The 19,439-nt window shown below is 72.5% G+C and carries 19 protein-coding genes and 1 pseudogene; 17 read left to right on the top strand and 3 right to left on the bottom strand.

Annotated features, from left to right (window positions below):
* Positions 1-4 precede the first annotated feature (4 nt).
* The 13 genes from BU52_RS05905 (at position 5) to BU52_RS05965 (ending at position 12,137) form a co-directional block, all read left to right on the top strand.
* On the top strand, positions 5-841 hold the full coding sequence (locus tag BU52_RS05905; RefSeq protein WP_037929282.1) for a hypothetical protein: 837 nt from the start codon (positions 5-7) through the stop codon (positions 839-841).
* The gene (locus BU52_RS05910) at positions 838-2,145 is read left to right on the top strand and encodes a CpaF family protein (RefSeq protein ID WP_037929284.1); all 1,308 of its coding nucleotides are present in this window, start codon (positions 838-840) and stop codon (positions 2,143-2,145) included. The genes BU52_RS05905 and BU52_RS05910 overlap by 4 nt, the downstream gene beginning before the upstream one ends.
* A 52-nt stretch (positions 2,146-2,197) precedes the next feature.
* A complete protein-coding gene (locus BU52_RS05915) occupies positions 2,198-3,157 on the top strand; it encodes a type II secretion system F family protein (RefSeq protein WP_037929734.1) in 960 nt (319 codons plus the stop codon).
* A 14-nt stretch (positions 3,158-3,171) separates the two neighbouring features.
* A complete protein-coding gene (locus BU52_RS05920) occupies positions 3,172-4,080 on the top strand; it encodes a type II secretion system F family protein (protein ID WP_037929737.1) in 909 nt (302 codons plus the stop codon).
* Between the two features lie 64 nt (positions 4,081-4,144).
* Positions 4,145-4,396, top strand: a complete 252-nt coding sequence (locus tag BU52_RS05925) for a hypothetical protein (RefSeq protein WP_037929286.1) — start codon at positions 4,145-4,147, stop codon at positions 4,394-4,396.
* A gap of 29 nt (positions 4,397-4,425) precedes the next feature.
* Entirely contained in the window at positions 4,426-4,875 is a 450-nt protein-coding gene (locus tag BU52_RS05930; protein WP_037929289.1) for a TadE family protein, read from the top strand.
* On the top strand, positions 4,876-5,304 hold the full coding sequence (locus BU52_RS05935; RefSeq protein ID WP_037929292.1) for a TadE/TadG family type IV pilus assembly protein: 429 nt from the start codon (positions 4,876-4,878) through the stop codon (positions 5,302-5,304).
* The gene (locus tag BU52_RS05940) at positions 5,301-5,765 is read left to right on the top strand and encodes a pilus assembly protein TadG-related protein (RefSeq protein ID WP_037929296.1); all 465 of its coding nucleotides are present in this window, start codon (positions 5,301-5,303) and stop codon (positions 5,763-5,765) included. Before BU52_RS05935 ends, BU52_RS05940 begins: the two co-directional genes overlap by 4 nt.
* 359 nt (positions 5,766-6,124) lie before the next feature.
* Entirely contained in the window at positions 6,125-6,361 is a 237-nt protein-coding gene (locus tag BU52_RS05945) for a hypothetical protein (protein ID WP_037929299.1), read from the top strand.
* Between the two features lie 182 nt (positions 6,362-6,543).
* On the top strand, positions 6,544-9,498 hold the full coding sequence (locus BU52_RS05950; protein ID WP_037929302.1) for a BTAD domain-containing putative transcriptional regulator: 2,955 nt from the start codon (positions 6,544-6,546) through the stop codon (positions 9,496-9,498).
* Between the two features lie 11 nt (positions 9,499-9,509).
* Positions 9,510-10,244: a prepilin peptidase gene (locus BU52_RS05955; protein ID WP_037929304.1), complete on the top strand. Its 735-nt coding sequence runs from the start codon at positions 9,510-9,512 to the stop codon at positions 10,242-10,244.
* A gap of 80 nt (positions 10,245-10,324) precedes the next feature.
* Positions 10,325-11,524, top strand: coding sequence for a cyclic dehypoxanthinyl futalosine synthase (gene mqnC / locus BU52_RS05960; RefSeq protein ID WP_037929307.1), 1,200 nt, complete (start codon positions 10,325-10,327; stop codon positions 11,522-11,524).
* A gap of 7 nt (positions 11,525-11,531) precedes the next feature.
* Positions 11,532-12,137, top strand: a complete 606-nt coding sequence (locus BU52_RS05965) for a hypothetical protein (RefSeq protein WP_037929309.1) — start codon at positions 11,532-11,534, stop codon at positions 12,135-12,137.
* Positions 12,138-12,143: 6 nt separating this feature from the next.
* On the opposite strand, the pseudogene BU52_RS37265 reads toward BU52_RS05965, so the two are convergent.
* Positions 12,144-12,558 (bottom strand): annotated as a pseudogene (locus BU52_RS37265) (hydrolase); the annotation flags it as partial.
* A 131-nt stretch (positions 12,559-12,689) separates the two neighbouring features.
* Between BU52_RS37265 and BU52_RS05970 the strand changes: the two are divergent.
* Positions 12,690-13,385 carry a demethylmenaquinone methyltransferase gene (locus tag BU52_RS05970; protein ID WP_037929312.1) on the top strand — a complete coding sequence of 232 codons (696 nt, stop codon included), beginning with the start codon at positions 12,690-12,692 and terminating at the stop codon, positions 13,383-13,385.
* A gap of 29 nt (positions 13,386-13,414) precedes the next feature.
* Here the strand turns inward: BU52_RS05970 and BU52_RS05975 are convergent, their stop codons facing one another.
* Entirely contained in the window at positions 13,415-13,921 is a 507-nt protein-coding gene (locus BU52_RS05975) for a GNAT family N-acetyltransferase (RefSeq protein ID WP_037929740.1), read from the bottom strand.
* Between the two features lie 47 nt (positions 13,922-13,968).
* On the opposite strand from BU52_RS05975, the gene BU52_RS05980 reads away from it, so the two are divergent.
* Positions 13,969-15,303 (top strand): geranylgeranyl reductase family protein, encoded by a 1,335-nt coding sequence (locus tag BU52_RS05980; RefSeq protein WP_051857973.1) that lies wholly within the window; start codon positions 13,969-13,971, stop codon positions 15,301-15,303.
* A gap of 161 nt (positions 15,304-15,464) precedes the next feature.
* Entirely contained in the window at positions 15,465-17,177 is a 1,713-nt protein-coding gene (locus tag BU52_RS05985) for a hypothetical protein (protein ID WP_037929317.1), read from the top strand.
* A gap of 279 nt (positions 17,178-17,456) precedes the next feature.
* Here the strand turns inward: BU52_RS05985 and BU52_RS05990 are convergent, their stop codons facing one another.
* Entirely contained in the window at positions 17,457-18,299 is an 843-nt protein-coding gene (locus BU52_RS05990) for a C40 family peptidase (protein ID WP_037929318.1), read from the bottom strand.
* 775 nt (positions 18,300-19,074) lie between these two features.
* Between BU52_RS05990 and BU52_RS05995 the strand changes: the two genes are divergently transcribed.
* Complete coding sequence (locus BU52_RS05995; RefSeq protein WP_007490928.1) at positions 19,075-19,434, top strand: NADH-quinone oxidoreductase subunit A; 360 nt, start codon at positions 19,075-19,077, stop codon at positions 19,432-19,434.
* Positions 19,435-19,439: the final 5 nt, after the last annotated feature.

The raw sequence follows: 19,439 nt of genomic DNA on the forward strand, positions 1-19,439 counted from the left end.
AGCCATGGCCCTCATCGCCGTCGCCGCCGACAAGGGATCCCCCGGCGTCACCACCGCGGCCGTCGCCCTCGCGGCGGTCTGGCCGCGGCGGGTGCTGCTCGCCGAGACCGACCCGGCGGGCGGTGACCTCGTCTACCGCAGCGCCGCCGCGCACGGCGGACCGCTCAACCCGAACACCGGGATGCTGTCCATCGCCGCGACCGCGCGCCGCGGACTCGTGCCCGACCAGCTCTGGGACCACGTCCAGCCGCTGAGCGGCGGCCTCGAAGTGCTCGTCGGGCTCGGGATCGCCGAGCAGGCCGCCGGGCTCGCCGGGCTGTGGCCGACGCTCGGGCACGCCTTCGCCTCGCTCGCCGACTCCCCGAACGCGCCCGCCGACGTCATCGCCGACTGCGGGCGGATCAGCGGGGACACCCCGGCCATGGAGCTGTTCCCGCACGCCTCCCTCGTACTGCTCGTCTCGCGCACCGAGCCGGAGGCGCTCGCCCGCGTGCGCGACCGGGCCGCCGCGCTCGCCGGCAAGCTGCACGGGGGGCCGCGCGGTGCGGCGAGCCTCGGCAACCCGGTGATCGGCGTGGTCCTGGTCGCCGACACGGGCAACGCCGCCAAGCTCGCCTCCCAGGTCAACGACATGCTCGTGCACGCGCAGACCGGCGCCCGGGTGGTCGGCACCCTCGCCGACGACCCGGCCGGCGCCGAGCAGCTGGCCGGGCGCAGGCGCGGTCGGCTCGACAAGTCGCTGCTGATCCGTTCCGCGCGCAAGGTGACCGCCGACGTCTACCAGCAGTACGGGGCCGACCGGGCCCGGCAGGCGCCCCAGGGCCACGGGGCCGGGCGATGACCGCTGTCGACCACCAGCTGGTCAAGCGGTTCCGTCAGGACGCCGGCGACCGGATCGCCGAACAGCGCCGCCTCGACCAGGTCAACGGCGTCACGCCGATGTCCACCGAGGACGAGCGGCAGTACGCCCGTGCCGTCATCGCCCAGATCCTGGAGGAGCACGCCCGCGCCGAGATCAACGCGGGACGCACGCCGCTGGACGCCGAGACCGAGGAGCAGTACGCGGCCGCCGTGCACGCGGCGCTGTTCGGGGTCGGCCGGCTCCAGCCGCTGCTCGACGACCCCGAGGTCGAGAACATCGACATCAACGGCTGCGACCAGGTGTTCGTCGGCTACGCGGACGGGCGGGAGGTGCGGGGCGAGCCCGTCGCCGAGACGGACGAGGAGCTCATCGAGCTGATCCAGGTGCTGGGCGCGTACTCAGGACTGTCGTCCCGGCCCTTCGACTCCGCCAACCCCCAGCTCGACCTGCGGCTGCCGGACGGTTCACGACTGTCGGCCGTGATGGACGTGGCGCGGCGGCCCGCGCTGTCCATCCGCCGGGCCCGCATGGGCAAGGTGTTCATCTCCGACCTCGTCGGCAACGGGACGCTGACGCCCGAACTCGGCCACTTCCTCGCCTGCGCGGTCCGGGCCCGCAAGAACGTGATGATCGCGGGCGCGACGAACGCCGGCAAGACCACGCTGCTGCGCGCCCTCGCCAACGAGATTCCGCCGCAGGAGCGGCTCATCACCGTGGAGCGGGCCCTCGAACTCGGACTCGACACCTTTCCCGACCTCCACCCCAACGTCGTGGCGTTCGAGGAGCGGCTGCCCAACTCCGAGGGGCAGGGCGCCATTTCCATGGCGGAGCTGGTGCGCCGCTCGCTGCGCATGAACCCCTCCCGCGTCATCGTCGGCGAGGTGCTCGGCGACGAGATCGTGACCATGCTGAACGCGATGTCCCAGGGCAACGACGGCTCGCTGTCCACGATCCACGCCAACAGCTCCAGCGAGGTGTTCAACCGCATCTCCACCTACGCCCTGCAGGCGACGGAACGGCTGCCCATCGAGGCCAGCCAGATGCTGATCGCCGGCGCGGTGAACTTCGTCGTCTTCATCCAGCGGCGCAACGAGTTCCAGAGCGGCGGACGCCTGCAGCGCATGGTCACCTCCGTCCGCGAGGTCAACGGCGTCGACGGCCGGGTGCTGTCCAGCGAGGTGTTCGCCGAGACTCCCGACGGCCGGGTCGTGCCGCACGCCCCCCTAGCCTGCCTGGAGGAACTGATGGCCTACGGCTACCGGCCCAGCGGAACGTGGGGGTGAGGCGATGAACCCCCAGGCCACCGGCCTCGCCGCGGTCGGCTCGCTCGGCTCCATGGGCGGGCTGTTTTCCACCACCGTCCTGTACGCGCTCGCCTGCGGCGTCGCCGTCGGCGGCGGACTGGCCCTGCTGATCGTCGCCGTACGGGGGCTGCCCGCCAGGCCCGAGCACGAGAAGCAGAAGGCGAGCGAGCGGGCGAGCGAGCTGATCCGCTTCGCCGGGCAGCGCGGCTCCCTCGCCGCGATCGTCGGCCTCGTGGTGCTGCTGCTGACCCGCTGGGCGGTGGCCGGTGCCGCCGCCGCCGTCCTCGTCTTCTTCTGGGACCGTCTCTTCGGCGGGGCGGGGGAGGAACGGGCCGCGATGCGGCGCGTGGAGGCGCTGGCCTCCTGGACGGAGTCGCTGCGCGACACCATCGCCGGCGCGGTGGGCCTGGAGCAGGCCATCCCGGCCTCCGCGCGGGCCGCGGCGCCCGTGCTGCGCCCGCACCTCGACGCGCTCGTGGACCGGCTGCGCGCCCGCACCCCGCTGCCCGAGGCGCTCCAGCAGCTCGCCGACGAGATCGACGACGCCTCCGCCGACATCATCGTCGCCGCGCTCATCCTCAACGCCCGGCTGCGCGGCCCCGGTCTGCGGCAGGTCCTCGGCGCGCTCGCCAAGTCAGCGCGCGAGGAGGTCGACATGCGGCAGCGCGTGATGGCACAGCGCGCCTCCACCCGGCGTTCGGTGCAGATCGTCGTCGCCGTGTCGATCGCGTTCGTGCTCGGACTGTCCGTCTTCAACCGGGACTTCGTGGAGCCGTACGGCACGGCGATGGGGCAGCTCGTACTCGCCTGTGTCTGCGGCCTGTTCGCCCTCGGTTTCTGGTGGCTGCGGAAGCTGTCCACCATCGAGACGCCCGAACGCTTCCTGGTGCGCGACGAACCGGCGGTGCAGTTCGTGCGGCCGCGCACACCCGGCGCCGCGGCGGACCGGCCGCAGGCGCCGCTCCAGCAGGACGAGGGGGTACGCCGGTGAGCGGCGAACTGACGATGCCGGTGGTCGTCGGCGCGGTCATCGGACTGGGCGTCTACGTCCTGGTCCGCGCGCTGACGCCCACCAGGCGCAGCGCGGTCTCCCAGGTCGCCCGGATCGACGCGATGCGGGCGCGCGGGACGGCGTACGAGTCGGCACGCACACCGCGGGACACCGGCCGCCTGGGCTCCCTGAGGGCCGAAGTGGGGCTGCGGGTCGCCGAGTTCTACCTGCAGCAGGGGTGGGAGCAGCGCAGCCTGCGCGCGGACCTGGCGGTGCTGGAGCGCGGCTGGGAGAAGTTCCTGGCGACGAAGGTGCTGCTGGCCGTGACGGGCCTGTTCTTCGGTCCGTTCCTGTTCGCCATCGTCTGGCAGCTCGGGTTCAGCGAGAGCCCGGTCGTTCCGGTGTGGCTGGCCCTGCTGTGCGCGGCGCTGTTCTTCTTCCTGCCCGACCTGGAGGTCCGCCGGGACGCCGCCGAGAAGCGGCGCGACCTGCGGCGGGTCATCGGCGCGTACCTGGACCTGGTGTCCATGAGCCTGGCCGGCGGCCGGGGCCTGCCGGAGGCGCTGATGGCGGCGGCCGAGGTGTCCGACGGCTGGGCGACACGGCGCATCCGCAACGCCCTCGCCGACGCCCGGATCACCGGCCTCAGCCAGTGGCAGGCACTGGGGCAGCTGGGGGAGGAGCTTGGCGTGGAGGAGCTGAAGGACCTCTCCGCGTCCCTGGCGCTCGTCGCGGACGACGGCGCGAAGGTGCGCGAGTCCCTCGCCTCCCGCGCCGAGACCATGCGGCACCGCGAACTCGCCGAGATCGAGGGCAGCGCGGGTGAGAAGTCCCAGTCGATGCTCGTGGCGCAGCTGCTGCTGTGCGCGGGGTTCCTCGTGTTCCTGATCTTCCCGGCGGCGATGCGGGTGTTCCAGGTGTGAGAACCGTGACCCCCGAGCCGTACGTCAGAGCTTCCGTGAACCGAATTCGAGAGGACAACGCGTCATGAACGGACGTACCTTCCACACCGGCGTACCCGCCGTGGACTTCCTGGTCACCTTCGTGCGCGGGCGGGTGGAGCGCGCCCGCTCCGGCGAACTGGACCGCGGTGCCTCCGCGGTGGAGTGGGTCATCATCTCGGCGGTCGTCGTGGCGATCGTCGGTGTCGTGGCCGCGATCATCAACACCGCGCTGAGCGACGGCGCCAACAAGGTCGGCGACTGCATCAAGGGCGCGGACGCGGGCAAGACCTGCTGACCGCCCACACCTTCTCGACGTCCACGGGGATGCCGGTGCGCGTACGTCGCTGGATGAGCCGACGGATGGAGGCCGCCTCCGTCCGCGGCGAGTCAGGCATGACCGCGATCGAGTTCGTGCTGCTCACGCCCGTGCTCTTCTTCATGATCTTCGCGACGGTGCAGTTCGCGCTGTACTTCTTCGCCGACCACGTCGCCCAGGCGGCGGCGCAGGCGGGAGCACGCAAGGCGCGTGCGACCGCGCACGACCAGCCGGGCGGCTGGCGGGGTGAGGCGCGGGACGTGGTGGACAGCTACATCCGGCAGCTGGGCCCGCAGCTGGTGCTGGCTCCCGACGTGAAGATGCTCCAGCCGGAGCAGAACACGGTGGGCGTGGAGATCACGGCACGCATCCCGACGGTGTTCCCCGGCCTCGACCTGACGGTGCACGCGCAGTCGATGGGGCCGGTGGAGCGGTTCGTGCAGGAGGGGGAGAACTAGATGGACCTCTCCGTCGTCCGGGGTCGGACGCGGCCGGACGGCGACCGGGGGCTGTCCACCGTCGAGGTGGTCGTCCTCGCGCCGGTGATGATCCTGTTCATCCTGGTCCTGGTCGCCTTCGGGCAACTGGTCGACGGACGCGGCGCGCTGGACGGCGCGGCGCGCGACGCGGCCCGCGCGGGCTCGATCCAGAAGGACCACGCCACGGCACTGGCCGAGGCGAGGGCGGCGGCCGAGGCGAACCTCGCGGACGTCTGCTCGGGTCCGGTGACCGTCGTGCAGACCAGCCAGGGCTTCGAGCCGGACACCCTCTTCACGGTCGAGGTGAGCTGCGAGGTCCGGGGCCTCGCCATGCTGGGCCTCGACGTCCCCACGACCCTGACCGCGAGCTTCAGCTCCCCGCTGGACCCGTACCGGAGGACGGCGTGAGAGCGGCACGTGTACGGAGCCTGCTGCCGGAGTACCGCAGCCGGCTGGACGACCGCGGTTCGGGCGCCGGCGCGGTCATCGTCTTCGCCCTCGTCTTCCTGTCCCTGACGGCCTTCGTCGTCGACGGCGGCATGTCCGTCTCGAAGCGGGAACGCGCCGCCGACATCGCGGAACAGGCCGCCCGTTACGCCGCCCAGGACATCGACCGGGAGGCCCTCTACGACAACGAGGGCGGCCCGGCGCCGATCAACTACGAGAACTGCGACGCCCGGGTGAAGGCCTTCGCCCGCGAGATGGGCATGTCCGGCCCGGACATCGCGGCGACGCACTGTGTGGCGGCCAGTGCCGAAGCGGTGGAGGTCGACGTGCAGCTGACGTACGCGCCGGTCTTCACCGGCATGTTCTACGGCGGGGACGTGGTGGTGCACGGGCAGGCGGTCGCCGAGAACGAGGTCGGCTGAGGCCGCGGCGGGCGCCGTCTCCGAACCTTCCACGGACCTGCACACCGTTCACCGCGGGGCCGCACGGAAAAGGGACGGAGCGCGCGAATCGGTCCCGGCGCGCGGAGCGCGTCACCGGCAGGCTCCCGTGACCGGCGGGTTGCGTGAAGGCGGAGGCCGTTTCCGTGACCGCATTCCCACACTCGTGGACACGGCGGTGCCGCGTGAGTGAGCGTCAGCCTTGCGTCGCTGGTCGGCCGTTCGGCCGCGTGCTTGGATCGGTGCGCGGCTCCCCGGTGACATGCTCCGGACTCCCCCAACTCCGGATCTCGGGCGTGCCCCGCCGCTCCGATTCGTTGAAATGAAGGGAAAGACCTGACATGAACTTCGTCCCCCAGGTCGCCACTGCCGAGATCTCCGACGCGGACCTGGACCAGGTGTCCGGCGGCCTCGCGGGCGGCGTCGAGGCCGGCCTCGCCGTCCCCGCGTCCGCCGGTGCCGCCGGTGCGGGTCTCCACGTGGAGGCCGGCCCGCTCTCCCTCTGCGCCGGTCTCGGCGCCTCGGTGACGCCCGGTGCCGCCGCGGTGAACGGCCACGCGCACACCACGATGGTGTGAGCCAGGCGGACGCGCGCCGGCAACGGTGACAGCGGGTCCCGGACGCAGCCGCGCGCTGTGTCCGGGGCCCGTCCGCGTGCGGGCCCGGGCCCGGCGGGAGAAGACCTTCGACTGCGGCCATGGGAGTCAATAGGATCTCCTCGTCCCAGTAGGCCCTCCTCCCACGATCCAGGACACCCGCCATGTCGCGACGCCGCAGTTCCAGCCCGTCAACCTCGACGGACGCGGGCTCCGCCACTCCCCGGAACCGGACGCCGCAGCCGGTGCGGGTGCGGCGGCGGTCGTTCGGGGACGTCGTCAAGGCGTTCCTCGCCTTCGTGGCGCTGCTCGTCCTGGTCGTCGGTGTCCCGCTCGCGCTGGCCGTCACCCGGGGCTGGCCGCTCCCGGCCACCTTCGAGCCGATGGAGTGGCTCAGGCAGGACATCTCCGCCTCGACCTTCCTCGGCATCCTCACCTTCGTCGTCTGGCTGGCCTGGGCGCAGTTCACCGCCTGTGTGCTCGTGGAGATGAAGGCGGCGCTGTCGGGCGTCGGGGTGCCGGGGCGGGTGCCGGGGGCCGGCCCCAGTCAGCTGCTCGCCCGTCAACTCGTCGCCGCCCTGCTGCTCGTGAGCGCCACCGCGGCCGGCTTCGCCCCCGGGCTGAGCCAGCTCGGACAGAGCCTCGACGGCAACCAGCGGCCCGCCGCGGCCGCCGCCCAGCAGACCCCCGGTTTCTTCGCGCAGCAGCAGGAGCAGGCCGCCGGCGCCGCGGCGGCCGTCGCCGAGCAGGCGTCGCACGCCGAAGCCGCGGGCAGCGACGCCACGCAGCGCGGCGACACGAAGTTCTACCGGATCCAGCCACCCGAGGGCCGGCACCACGACTCCCTCTGGGAGATCGCCGAGCGGCACCTCGGAGACGGCCGCCGGTACAAGGAGATCTTCGAGCTCAACAAGGACCGCGCCCAGCCCGACGGTTCCCGGCTGTCCGAGGCCAGCCTGATCCGGCCCGGCTGGATCATGGAGATGCCCGGCGACGCGCGCGGCGGCGACCTCGTGGAGATGCCCGACGAGGCGCCCGAGGTCTCGCCCGGGGTGCGGCAGCAGATCCACGACTACGCCCGGACCGGGGACCACGCACGGGGCGGTGGCGGAAGCGGTGCCGCCGACGTCTCCGTGCCCACGCAGCGGCCCGCCCCCGCGCCCGCGCCCGCGAACGACGGCGCCGGTCACCAGCGGGAGCGGCAGCACGCCACCCCCGCCCACGACTCCTCCGCCTTCGGCCTGCCCGAAGCGCTCCTCGCCGCGCCCCTTCTCGCCGCGGGCCTCCTCGGCGCCCTCGGGCACCGGCGTCGGCAGGCACTGTGGCAGTCGGCGTTCGCCGGCATCGGCGGCCGGCGCGGGATGGAGCCGCCCACGCCGGCCGGGGACGCCCTGGACGCGCAGGACGCGCTGCTGGTCGGCGCCGACCCCGAGGGCGTACGGCTGCTCGACCGGTCGCTGCGCGGGCTCGCCGCGTCCCTCGCCGCCGACTCCCGCCCGCTGCCCACCGTCTACGCGGCCTGGTTCGGCAACGGCGACCTGCACCTCCAGCTCGCCCAGCCGTCCGGCAGGCCGCCGACGCCCTGGCAGCCCGGGCAGGACGAGACGTTCTGGGTGCTCGCCAAGGACGACGCCGAACAGTACGGGGACAGCGACACCGCCGCCCCCTACCCGGGCCTCGTCAGCCTCGGCACGATGGACGGCTCCCGGCTGCTGCTCAACCTCGAGTCCGTCCCCGGCCTCGTCACCCTGCGCGGTGACGAGGCCGACCGCGCCGCCGTGTTCGCCTCCGTCGCCGCCGAACTGGCCACCAACGGCTGGTCCGACCGCATGACCATCACCCTCGTCGGATTCGGTGCCGATCTGACGCCCCTCGCGCCCAGCCGGCTGCGTCACCTCGACGACGTCGAGGCGCTGATCGAGACCATGGAGGCCGAGACGCGGCAGCGGCGCGGAGCCCTCGGCGCGGCCGGGCACGACTCCGTGCTCACCGGACGCACCGGGCCCGCGCAGCACACCCGTTGGGCGCCGCACCTGGTCCTGCTCGCCGCCGAGCCGTCCCCCGAGGACGCCGTCACGCTCGCCGAACTCGCCGCCGACGCCGGCCGGCTCGGCATCGGCTACCTCGTCGGCACCGGTGGCGGCGAACTGCCGGGCGCCGCCTGGGAGATGGAGATCACCGGCGACGGCCGCCTGCTCGCCCCCCTCCTCGGCCTCGAACTCGACGCCCAGCTCCTGCCCGCCGCCCAGCAGCGTGCGGTCGTCGAGCTGTTCGTCCAGGCCGACCCCGAGCGCGACCCCGACGGACCGGACCACACGCCGCCGTTCCTGGTCGACATCAGCGAACAGGGCCGGCCCGCCGTGTACGCGCGCCTGGTCGGGCCGTACGAGATCATCGGTCTCGACACCCCGGACGACGAGCGCAGCGCACTGCTCCACGAGGCGCTCGCGCTGCTGCTCCTGCACCGCGAGGGCGTGCACCCGCGCGTGCTGTCCTCCGCCCTGTGGCCCCGCGGCGTCACCGACGACGTGCGTGAGGCGCTCGTGGAGCGGCTGCGCGCCTGGCTCGGCACCGACCCCGACGGCACGCCCCGCCTCGGCACGGACGACACGGGGCGGCTCACCCTCTCCCCGTCCGTCGTCTCCGACCTGGACGTGCTGCGGTCCCTGTACCACGAGGCCACCCAGGGCAAGGGCGTCGACAGCCGGGCCGTGCGCGGCCGGCTGCTCACCGACGCCCTGGTGCTGGTACGCGGCCCGCTGCTCGCCGACCGGCCCGAGGGCCGCTACCGCTGGCTCGCCCACGAGATCGTCGACGCCCAGCTGCCGCTGCTCGTCGCGGACACCGGGCTCGCGCTCGCCGGCTTCCACATGGAGAAGGACCGCGCCGAGAAGGCCATCGAGGCGATCGACGCCGCGTTGCGCACCGCCCCGGCCGACGAGCGGCTGTGGAACGAGCTGCTGCGCGCCACCCACGCCCTCGGCGACCCGGAGCGGCTCACCGCCCTCGCCGCCGACCTGATCGGCCGCGGCGGCGCCCGCGGGCTGCCGCCGCGCACCGAGGCGCTGCTCGACGAACTGCTGCCGGCCTGGCGCGACGCCGTCGCGGCGGCCGGCTGAGCGGCCCGGCGATGAGCGACGGCCTGTACGTGTTGCTGGTCGCCGTCGCCGCCCTGTGGGGCGCGGCGGCCGGCGCGGTGCTGCCCCGCGCGGCCTACCGGTTCTCGGCCCCGTCGGGAGAGGAGTGGCGCACGGCGTGCCCGGCGGGTCATCCGGTGAACGGCTGGCTCGGCCCCGCGCGGTGCGGACCGTGCGCGGGCCCGCCGTACGGGCCGGGCACCGCACCCGCCGTCGTCACCGCCCTGGTCTGCGCCGCCCTCGCCGCGGCCACCGGGACCCGGCCCGAGCTGGCGGTGTGGCTGCTGCTCGCGCCCGTCGGCGTGCTGCTCGCGGTGGTCGACCTCCGGGTGCAGCGGCTGCCCGACCCGCTCACCCTGCCCTTCGCCGGAACGGCCCTCGCCCTGCTCGGCGTGACCGCGCTCGTCCCCGAGCACGCGGGGGAGTGGACGACGGCCCTGCTGGGCGCGCTCGCGCTCGGCGCCGGCTACTTCGTGCTGTTCCTCGTCAATCCCGGCGGCATGGGCTTCGGCGATGTGAAGCTGGCGCTCGGCGCGGGTGCCGTCCTCGGCTGGTACGGCTGGCCGACCGTGATGCTCGGCACCCTCGCCGGGTTCCTCCTCGGGGCGCTGTACGGGGGTGCGCTGGTCGTCGCGCGGCGGGCGGGACGCAAGACGGCCATCCCGTTCGGCCCGTTCCTGATCGGCGGAGTCCTCACCGGCCTGCTGATCGGCGCGTACGCGGCCTGACGTCGGCCGCCGGATGCCGCTGACGTACGCTGGATCGGTCCGTCCGCAGACCGTCCACACCCCTGACGAAAGGGACGCCGGTGACCGAGAAGGCCGACCTTCAGCCCGTCCTCGACCGTGCCGCCGCCGGTGGACGGATCACCCCCGAGGAGGCGCTCGACCTCTACCGGGACGCCCCGCTGCACGCGCTGGGCGCGGCCGCCGACGCGGTGCGCAGGCGGAAGTACGCCGGGACCGAGCACATCGCGACGTACATCATCGAGCGGAACATCAACTACACGAACGTGTGCGTGACGGCGTGCAGGTTCTGCGCCTTCTACGCCGCGCCCAAGGACACGGCCAAGGGCTGGACCCGTGACCTGGACGACATCCTGCGGCGCTGCGCGGAGACCGTCGAGCTCGGCGGCACGCAGATCATGTTCCAGGGCGGTCACCACCCGGACTACGGCGTGGAGTACTACGAGCGGCACTTCGCCGCCATCAAGAAGGAGTTCCCGCAGCTGGTCATCCACTCGCTGGGGGCCTCCGAGGTCGAGCACATGGCGCGGATCTCGGGGGTGGGGGTCGAGGAGGCCATCACCCGTATCCACGAGGCGGGCCTGGACTCCTTCGCCGGTGCGGGCGCGGAGCTGCTGCCGGAGCGTCCGCGCAAGGCCATCGCCCCGCTGAAGGAGTCGGGTGAGCGCTGGCTGGAGATCATGGAGATCGCGCACACCCTGGGGGTGGAGTCGACGTCCACGATGCTGATGGGCACGGGGGAGACGAACGCCGAGCGGATCGAGCACCTGCGGATGATCCGGGACGTGCAGGACCGCACGGGCGGGTTCCGGGCGTTCATCCCGTACACCTACCAGCCGGAGAACAACCACCTGAAGGGCCGCACGCAGGCCACGGTCTTCGAGTACCTGCGGATGATCGCGATCGCCCGGCTGTTCCTGGACAACGTGGCGCACATCCAGGGGTCCTGGCTGACCACCGGCAAGGAGATCGGCCAGCTCTCCCTGCACTACGGCGCGGACGACCTCGGCTCGATCATGCTGGAGGAGAACGTGGTCTCCTCCGCCGGCGCCAGGCACCGCTCCAACCGGCTGGAGATCATCGACCTGATCCGCAGGGCGGGACGGGTCCCGGCGCAGCGTTCGACGACGTACGAGCACCTCGTCGTGCACGACGACCCGGCGAACGACCCCGTCGACGACCGCGTGGTCTCCCACATCTCCTCCACCGCCATCGCGGGCGGCACGGCGCACCCGGAGCTGAAGCTCCTCGCCTCCAACTGACCCTGCCGTGCTGACGATCCACGCGGACTCGAAGGGGCGGGCGCTCGCCGTCGACGGCGCGTGGATCGCCCGGGCGGGCTCCCTGGAGGACCTGCTCGCCGACCGCCCGGGGGCCCGGGTGCGCCGGTGGCCCGGCATCCTCACCCCCGGCCTCGTCAACCTCCACGGCGACGAGCTGCTGGAGGAGGCCTACCACCCGGATCCGCGTGAGGCCGACGCGCTGGGCACCGAGCCGCTGACGGGGGACGCGCTCGCCGCCCTGGCCATGGACGACGCCCGCTGGGGCGCGAGCGCCCGGCGCGGGGTGCAGCGCATGCTGGCCCACGGCACGGTCGCGGTGTCCTGCGGGGACCTGCGCAACCGCGCCGTCCGGGACGCCGTGCACCGCTCAGGACTGGGTGTCCTCGGCCGGCTGGGACGCCCCGGCGGGACGGCGTCGCTGGACCCGTACGCCTGTGGCCTGCCGGTGACGTTCGCGGAGCCCAGGGAGTCCGGCTCCGCCGCCCGGTTCGCCGTCTTCGACGTGCCGGACGAGGCCGCGCTCGCCGCACGCGGCGCGGGGACCTGTGTGGCGACCGTGGTCGGGGGGCGCCTGGTGTACCGACGGCGCTGACCCCGTGGCGGCGCGCCGGCCCTCGGCGGGGCCGGACAGCCCGAAGACGTCCCGGAGCCGCGCGTGCGCCGCCCGGGGCCGCGGTGACGGCGTAGTCGCCCATGTCGCCGTCGCAGGACTCGCCGTAGTTCATGGTCATGAGGTTGACGGTGGCGACCCGGACGCCGCGGTCGTCGGCCGACTCCAGCAGGGTGACGGCCTCCGAGCGCAGGGCCACGGAGGCGGAGTCGGTGAGTTCGTCGCCCTCGAAGGCGGCGCGGGTGGCGCCGGCCGCGTCCAGCGCCGTGCCGTACGCCTCGGCCAGGTCGGCCGCGGTACCGCAGGCGGCCGCCAGTTCCTTGCCGGGGGCGCCGCCGAAGGAGACGCGGACATCGGCGCCGGACCCGGTGAGCCGTGCGACGCGGGACGCCACCGCCGTGTTCGGCGGGGGCGGGGTCGGAGCCTCTCCGGCCGGAGTGGCACGGGCGACGGGCCGGACTCCGCGGGGCGCGCCGCGCGGGGGTCCCGGGACGGCGCCGCCCCGTCGTGCGGGTGGGCTGCAAGAATGGGCGGGTGACCCGCGCATCCCTGGACAAGCAGCCGCACGACGTCGCCTCGATGTTCGACGACGTCGCGGAACGGTACGACCTGACCAACGACGTGCTGTCCCTCGGCCAGGACCGGCGGTGGCGCAAGGAGGTCGCCAAGGCGGTCGGCGCGCGGCCCGCGCAGAAGGTGCTCGACCTGGCGGCCGGTACGGGCACGTCGTCGATGCCCTTCGCGCGCACCGGCGCCTACGTCGTGCCCTGCGACTTCTCCCTCGGCATGCTCCGGGTCGGCAAGCGCGACCGCGCCTGGCTGCCCTACACCGCGGGCGACGCGACCCGGCTGCCCTTCAAGGACGACGTCTTCGACGCCGTCACCATCTCCTTCGGGCTGCGCAACGTGCAGGACACGGACGCGGCACTGCGCGAGATGCACCGGGTGACCCGGCCCGGCGGGCGGATCGTCATCTGCGAGTTCTCGCACCCGACGTGGGCGCCGTTCCGCACCGTCTACACCGAGTACCTGATGCGTGCGCTGCCGCCCGTCGCCCGGTCGGTGTCGTCCAACCCGGACGCCTACGTCTACCTCGCCGAGTCGATCCGGGCCTGGCCCGACCAGCCCGGGCTGGCCGACCGGCTGAAGGGCGCCGGGTGGTCGAGGGTGGCGTGGCGCAACCTCACCGGTGGCGTGGTGGCGTTGCACCGGGGCTTCAAGGAGAGCTGAGCCCCGCCGCGTGGGGGAGGGCGGGCTCCTCAGAGATCCAGGCGGTAGCAGTGGGCCTCGCGCCGCGGGGCCGGTGTGGTGAAGGTCTCGGCGAGCCGCATGCCCAGCCGCCGGGTGACCGCCACGGAGCGGGCGTTGCGGGCGTCCACCATCGCGACCACACCCCTCGTCCCGGCCGCGCGCACCCGTTCCAGGGTCTCCCGGGCCGCCGCGGTGACATACCCCTTGCCCCAGTGCTCCCGTGCGAGCCGCCAGCCGATCTCGATCTCACCGGTGGGGCCCCAGTCGCGCTCCCACGGCTGGGCGCCGGTGAAGCCGATGACCTGGCCGGACTCGTCGAGCATGCTCCACAGGCAGAAGCCGAGCTGGGCGTCGTGCCGGCGCTGGCGGGCGGTGAGCTCCTCGTAGACCGACAGGCCGGCCGCCCTGCCGCCGTGGAACTCCATCACGTCCGGGTCGGCGAAGATCCGGTGCCAGGTGACGGCGTCCTCGTGGGTGGGAACACGCAGCCGTACAGCGGGGAGAGCTCGGTTCACGGGGCAGCCCTTCAGCCGGGTGATCAATGCCGCTGAATAGACTGCCCATGTCCAGTGCCGGTCGGCACGCAGATTTCGAACCTTGGGGAGATCCCGCCGTGACCGAGCCCCTCTCCGACAACACCGCCGATGTGATCGTCGTGGGCGCGGGGCCAGCCGGCTCCACCACCGCGTACCACCTGGCCCGGTCCGGACTCGACGTGCTCCTGCTGGAGAAGACCGAGTTCCCACGGGAGAAGGTGTGCGGCGACGGTCTCACCCCCCGCGCCGTGAAGCAGCTGGTGTCCATGGGCATCGACGTCTCCGAGGAGGCCGGCTGGCTGCGCAACAAGGGCCTGCGCATCATCGGCGGCGGGGTCCGCCTCCAGCTGGACTGGCCGGAACTCGCCTCCTTCCCCGACTACGGGCTGGTCCGCAAGCGCGACGACTTCGACGAGCAGCTCGCCCGGCAGGCCCAGAAGGCGGGCGCCCGGCTGTACGAGCGCTGCAACGTGGGCGGGCCGATCATCGACGACCGCACCGGGCGCATCACGGGCGTGAAGGCCAAGCTCGGTGAGGACAAGCGGGAGGTCACCTTCCACGCCCCGCTGGTCGTGGCCGCCGACGGCAACTCCACCCGGCTGTCCCTGGCGATGGGCCTGCACCGGCGCGAGGACCGGCCGATGGGCGTCGCGGTGCGCACGTACTTCACCTCGCCGCGCCACGACGACGACTACCTGGAGTCCTGGCTGGAGCTGTGGGACCGCCGGGGCCCGCAGGACCGGCTGCTGCCCGGCTACGGGTGGATCTTCGGCATGGGCGACGGCACCAGCAACGTCGGGCTCGGCGTGCTCAACACCTCGGAGTCCTTCAAGGAGCTGGACTGGCGCGAGGTCCTCAAGGCCTGGTGCGCGTCCATGCCGGAGGACTGGGGCTACACCCCCGACAACATGACCGGCCCCATCCGCGGTGCCGCGCTCCCCATGGCCTTCAACCGCCAGCCGCACTACACGCGCGGACTGCTCCTCGTCGGCGACGCGGGCGGCCTGGTCAACCCGTTCAACGGTGAGGGCATCGCCTACGCGATGGAGTCCGGGCAGCTCGCCGCCGAGGTGATCGTCCAGGCGCACGCGCGGGCGACGCCGGCCCAGCGGGAGATCGCGCTGCGGCGCTACCCACGGGTGCTCAAGGACACCTACGGCGGCTACTACACGCTCGGCCGTGCCTTCGTGAAGCTCATCGGCAACCCGAAGGTCATGCAGATCGCCGCCCAGCGCGGGCTCACCCACCCGATGCTGATGAGGTTCACCCTGAAGCTGCTCGCCAACCTGACGGACCCGACGGGCGGCGACGCGATGGACCGCATCATCAACGGTCTGAGCAAGGTGGCGCCGAAGGCCTGACGCCCCGGCGGAGGGTGTGGCCGGTGTCGTTCCACGCGGCCGGTGAGGTATGCGTGACCGTGATCACCGCGTGACCTTTTCGTGGGCAACTGATCGACGACGGGGGCTGTCGAACGGGGCGTACCCAGTCGGGCACGTCCCGTTCGACGAGAGAGCCTTCCATGACACTGCAGTCAAACCGGCGGCTCGGGCCGCTCAGAGCCCTGGGGCTGGCGGCCGCCACGAGTCTGATCGCGACCGGCGCGGCAGGCACCGCCCAGGCGGCCGACGCGCCCCTGCCCGTGACGATCACCGGCGAGGACCGGGTCGACCTGTCGCTGCACTCCGACAACGGAGACCCCACGGAACCGCAGGTGGACCTGCGGCTGAACGCCCCGGGCGAGCCGTTCGAGGGCGACGGTGTCATCCCGCCCGTATTCACCGGCGACTACACGATCCGCATCGACGCCAGCGAGCTGGCGGGCGTCGCGAAGGTGAAGCTCCCCTGCGACGCCGACGGCCTGGTCGCGGTCTGCACGGGCAGCGAGCTGTACGCCGGCCAGCAGTACAACAAGGTCGGCGGCATCCGGCTCGACATCGGCGACGACAGCGAGGCCGGCGACTTCGGCAGCATCACCGTCACCGGTGAGGGCGAGGGGCTGGACTTCACGCCGCTCAGCATCGATGTGCTCGTCGGCGGACCCGAGTTCGTGAACCGCAGGCTCTCCCTGCCGAAGGACTTCCGCGCGGGCGACACCTTCGAGGCGCCCGTGGGGCTGCGCAACGCGGGCAGCACGGCCGCCGAGGGTGCGGTGCTGCGGTTCCACGGCTCGCGCGGAGTGTCCTTCCCCGACTCCTACGGCAACTGCTCCTACGCCGAGGTGACCACCGGCTCCCTGCTGCACCAGGGCACCGACGCCATCTGCACGTTCCCCGACGGCATCGAGGCGGGGGCGGCGTACGCACTGGCCGAGCCGCTGAAGGTGCGGACCGCGGACTTCGCGCTGCACGACATCTTCACCTACTCCTTCACGGCCGTCGGCCCGGGCGAGGCGGCCGCCCTGCGCGCGGCCAAGGACTACCGGCCGGGCACCGGCCCGGACCTGGGACTGAAGAAGGCGGGCGACGCCGACCCCAAGGACTACGCGAAGTACGCGGACCTCGACCTGCCCCTGAAGAACACCTACGACCTGGAACTGACCGGCGCCTCACCGGCCGGCGAGGCCGGTGACACGGTCACGGCGGAGATCGGCTTCCGCAACAACGGTCCGGCCTGGGTCAGCGCGCTGCGCTCCGGCGGTGAGCCCATCGGTTTCACGGTGGCCGTCCCCGAGGGGGCGACCGTCACCAAGGCCCCGCAGGACTGCGGCGAGAACACCATCGCCGAGGGCGTGAAGGGCTACCTGTGCTGGGTGACGACGCCGCTGCTGGAGGACGCGGAGCTCAGCTTCCCGTTCGAACTGCGGGTCGACCGGGTCGTCGAGGGCGCCAAGGGCAAGGTGGCGCTGCCCGAGTGGGACAACCCCTTCGACTCCGACCACACGAACGACTCCGCCTGGATCGTGCTCAACGGCTCCGACGAGGCGACGGACGGCGGCACGGGCGAGGCCGACGGCGGTACGTCGGGTGGCTCGACGCCGCCCGGGTCCGGCGACGGCGAGGGCGACTCCGGGTCTTCCGGTTCCTCCGGGACGAGCGGGTCGAGCGGTACGACTGGGACGAGCGGTACATCCGGTGACGTGGCGGGCGACGACGCCGGGGGCGGACTTGCGCTCACCGGTGCCGGCGGGATGGCGCTGATCGGCGGGGCGGCGCTGCTGGCGCTGGGTCTCGGCGCGGGCGTGATCGTGCTGCAGCGCCGGCGCGCACGGCAGGGCGGCGGGACCACCGCCTGACGCCGGCGCCGTGAGGGGTGCTGTGAACGGCCGGAGTCCGGAGGGCGGACTCCGGCCTTCGCTGTCCGTGCGGGGCGCCGTGAGGGGCCGTCATGGGGCGGCACGGCCCTCCACCGGTGCACACCGGCACCGCCAACCCGCCACGGAGGGGGGACGATTCGGGCAATCGGGTGATCTTGCCCCGGTGTGTCAGGGGAGTGCGGCGGGGGTGCGGGAGAAGAACGACGGAGGGCCGCTGCCCCCGAGTGGCAGCGGCCCTTCATCCCGTGTGGGGGCGGCTCAGAGCACGCGCACGGCACCCGACGCCGGGTAGCCGGAGAGGTCCTGGATGACGACGCCCTTGGACGGGTTGGCGGCGTCCAGGTACTGGCCGTTACCGATGTAGACACCCGTGTGGTACGCGGAGCCCTTGCCGCCCCAGTACAGGATGTCGCCGACCTGGATCTGCGACAGCGGGATGTCCGTGCCGACCGTCGACTGGTCCTGCGAGACACGCGGGAGGTCCACGCCGACCTGCCGGAACGCGGCCTGCACCAGGCTCGAGCAGTCCCAGGCGTTGGGGCCCGTGGCGCCCATGACGTAGGCGTCGCCCACCTGTGCCTTGAGGAAGGCGATGACCGTCGCGACGCTGCCACTGGCGGGCGCGGAGGCGGTCGTCGTGGCGGCGGTCGTCGTGGCGGTGGAGAGGGCGGGACGCTCGGCGTCGCGCGCTGCACGCTCGGCGGCGGCCTTGCGGGCCTCCTCCGCGGCCTTCTTCTTCGCCTCGGCCTTCTCCTTGGCCTCGGCGAGGTCCGCCTTGGCCTCCTTGGCGGCCTTGGCGGCGGCCGCGTCACGCTCGGCACGCAGCTGGTAGTTCGCGGCGGCCTGCTGGGTCGCGTCCGCGGACTGGGCGACCTGGGCGGCCAGGTCGGCCGTCAGGGTGGGCAGTTCGAGGGTCTGCGTCACGGGCTCGGCCGCGTTCGCCGAAGCCGACGCCCCGGCCACTGCCAGGGTGCTGAGAACGCCACCGGCAACTCCGGCCCGCATCGCCATCGTGGACGACGCGGTGCGGCGGGGCTTCCGGTGGCTGCGTATGTGAGCGGTGTGGGACATGGGAACTACCGGTACCAGGGGCTCCTTCATATCTTCAAGGAACGTGTGCTGCGCCACAGTTGTTCAATCGTGGGTCCGAATCCCGGGCGTGTCCTTCTTTATTGACGCCGTAACGGACATTGCGGACGCCCGTGATCGGCCCTTGATCACGCACTTTCATCATTACGCCCGAATTGCTCCCCGCCTACCACTGGTGGGACCGGTTGGCCAATCCCCCTTCTCCCGCCGATCTTGTGAACGTGACGGAGGTCACGGAACGGTTACCCCCGTCGTCGCGTCCGGAGGACCGGCCGGAGCCGTGATCGACCGACGGCGGCGGCCGTGAAGGTCGTGGTGGCTGAGGGTGACCGGATCGTGACCCTCCGACTTCGTGAACGCGTGCACACGTCCACATCTCGCCGCCGATTCCCTCCGAGGTGTGAACGCGGTCTCTACCAAGAGATCGAGTCCAGCGCCAATTTGCATGCACGAGAAGCCTCTTGATATGGGGACGGGCCCTCTGAGCTGCACTGATCAGTCAAAATGTCACCTTTGGTGATCGCGCGGACGCTTGGCGTGTGAAGATCACCGCTCATCCGACTTCATGATCGTTCGTCAGGTGGTGGAGATCACAAAGCTTGTGGAATACCCCGTGTCGCAGATCACAGACCCACGGGCATAAGATGCGGAGCGGTTGGGCTTGTGACCTGCTTCACATGTTCTCGATCTTCGCCGGGGCGGGCGTGGTTCGTGGGGCAGTTGAGGTCGGCCGAAGCCCGCTGAACAACCGCCAGCAGTCAGTGCCGACTGAGAGGAGCGAGGAGCGGTGAACGCGTATGCGCCCATCCTCGTACTGGGAGCCCTCGGGGCAGGCTTTGCGATCTTCTCCGTGGTCATGGCCACGCTGATCGGTCCGAAGCGGTACAACCGCGCCAAGCTCGAGGCCTATGAGTGCGGTATCGAACCGACCCCCACGCCGGCCGGCGGCGGGCGCTTCCCCATCAAGTACTACCTGACGGCGATGCTCTTCATCATCTTCGATATCGAGATCGTCTTCCTCTACCCCTGGGCCGTCACCTTCGACGCCCTGGGGCTTTTCGGGCTCGTGGAGATGCTGCTCTTCGTGCTCACCGTCTTCGTCGCGTACGCGTACGTATGGCGGCGCGGCGGCCTGGAATGGGACTGAGGGGC

Source organism: Streptomyces toyocaensis (assembly GCF_000725125.1).
Classification (GTDB): Bacteria; Actinomycetota; Actinomycetes; order Streptomycetales; family Streptomycetaceae; genus Streptomyces; species Streptomyces toyocaensis.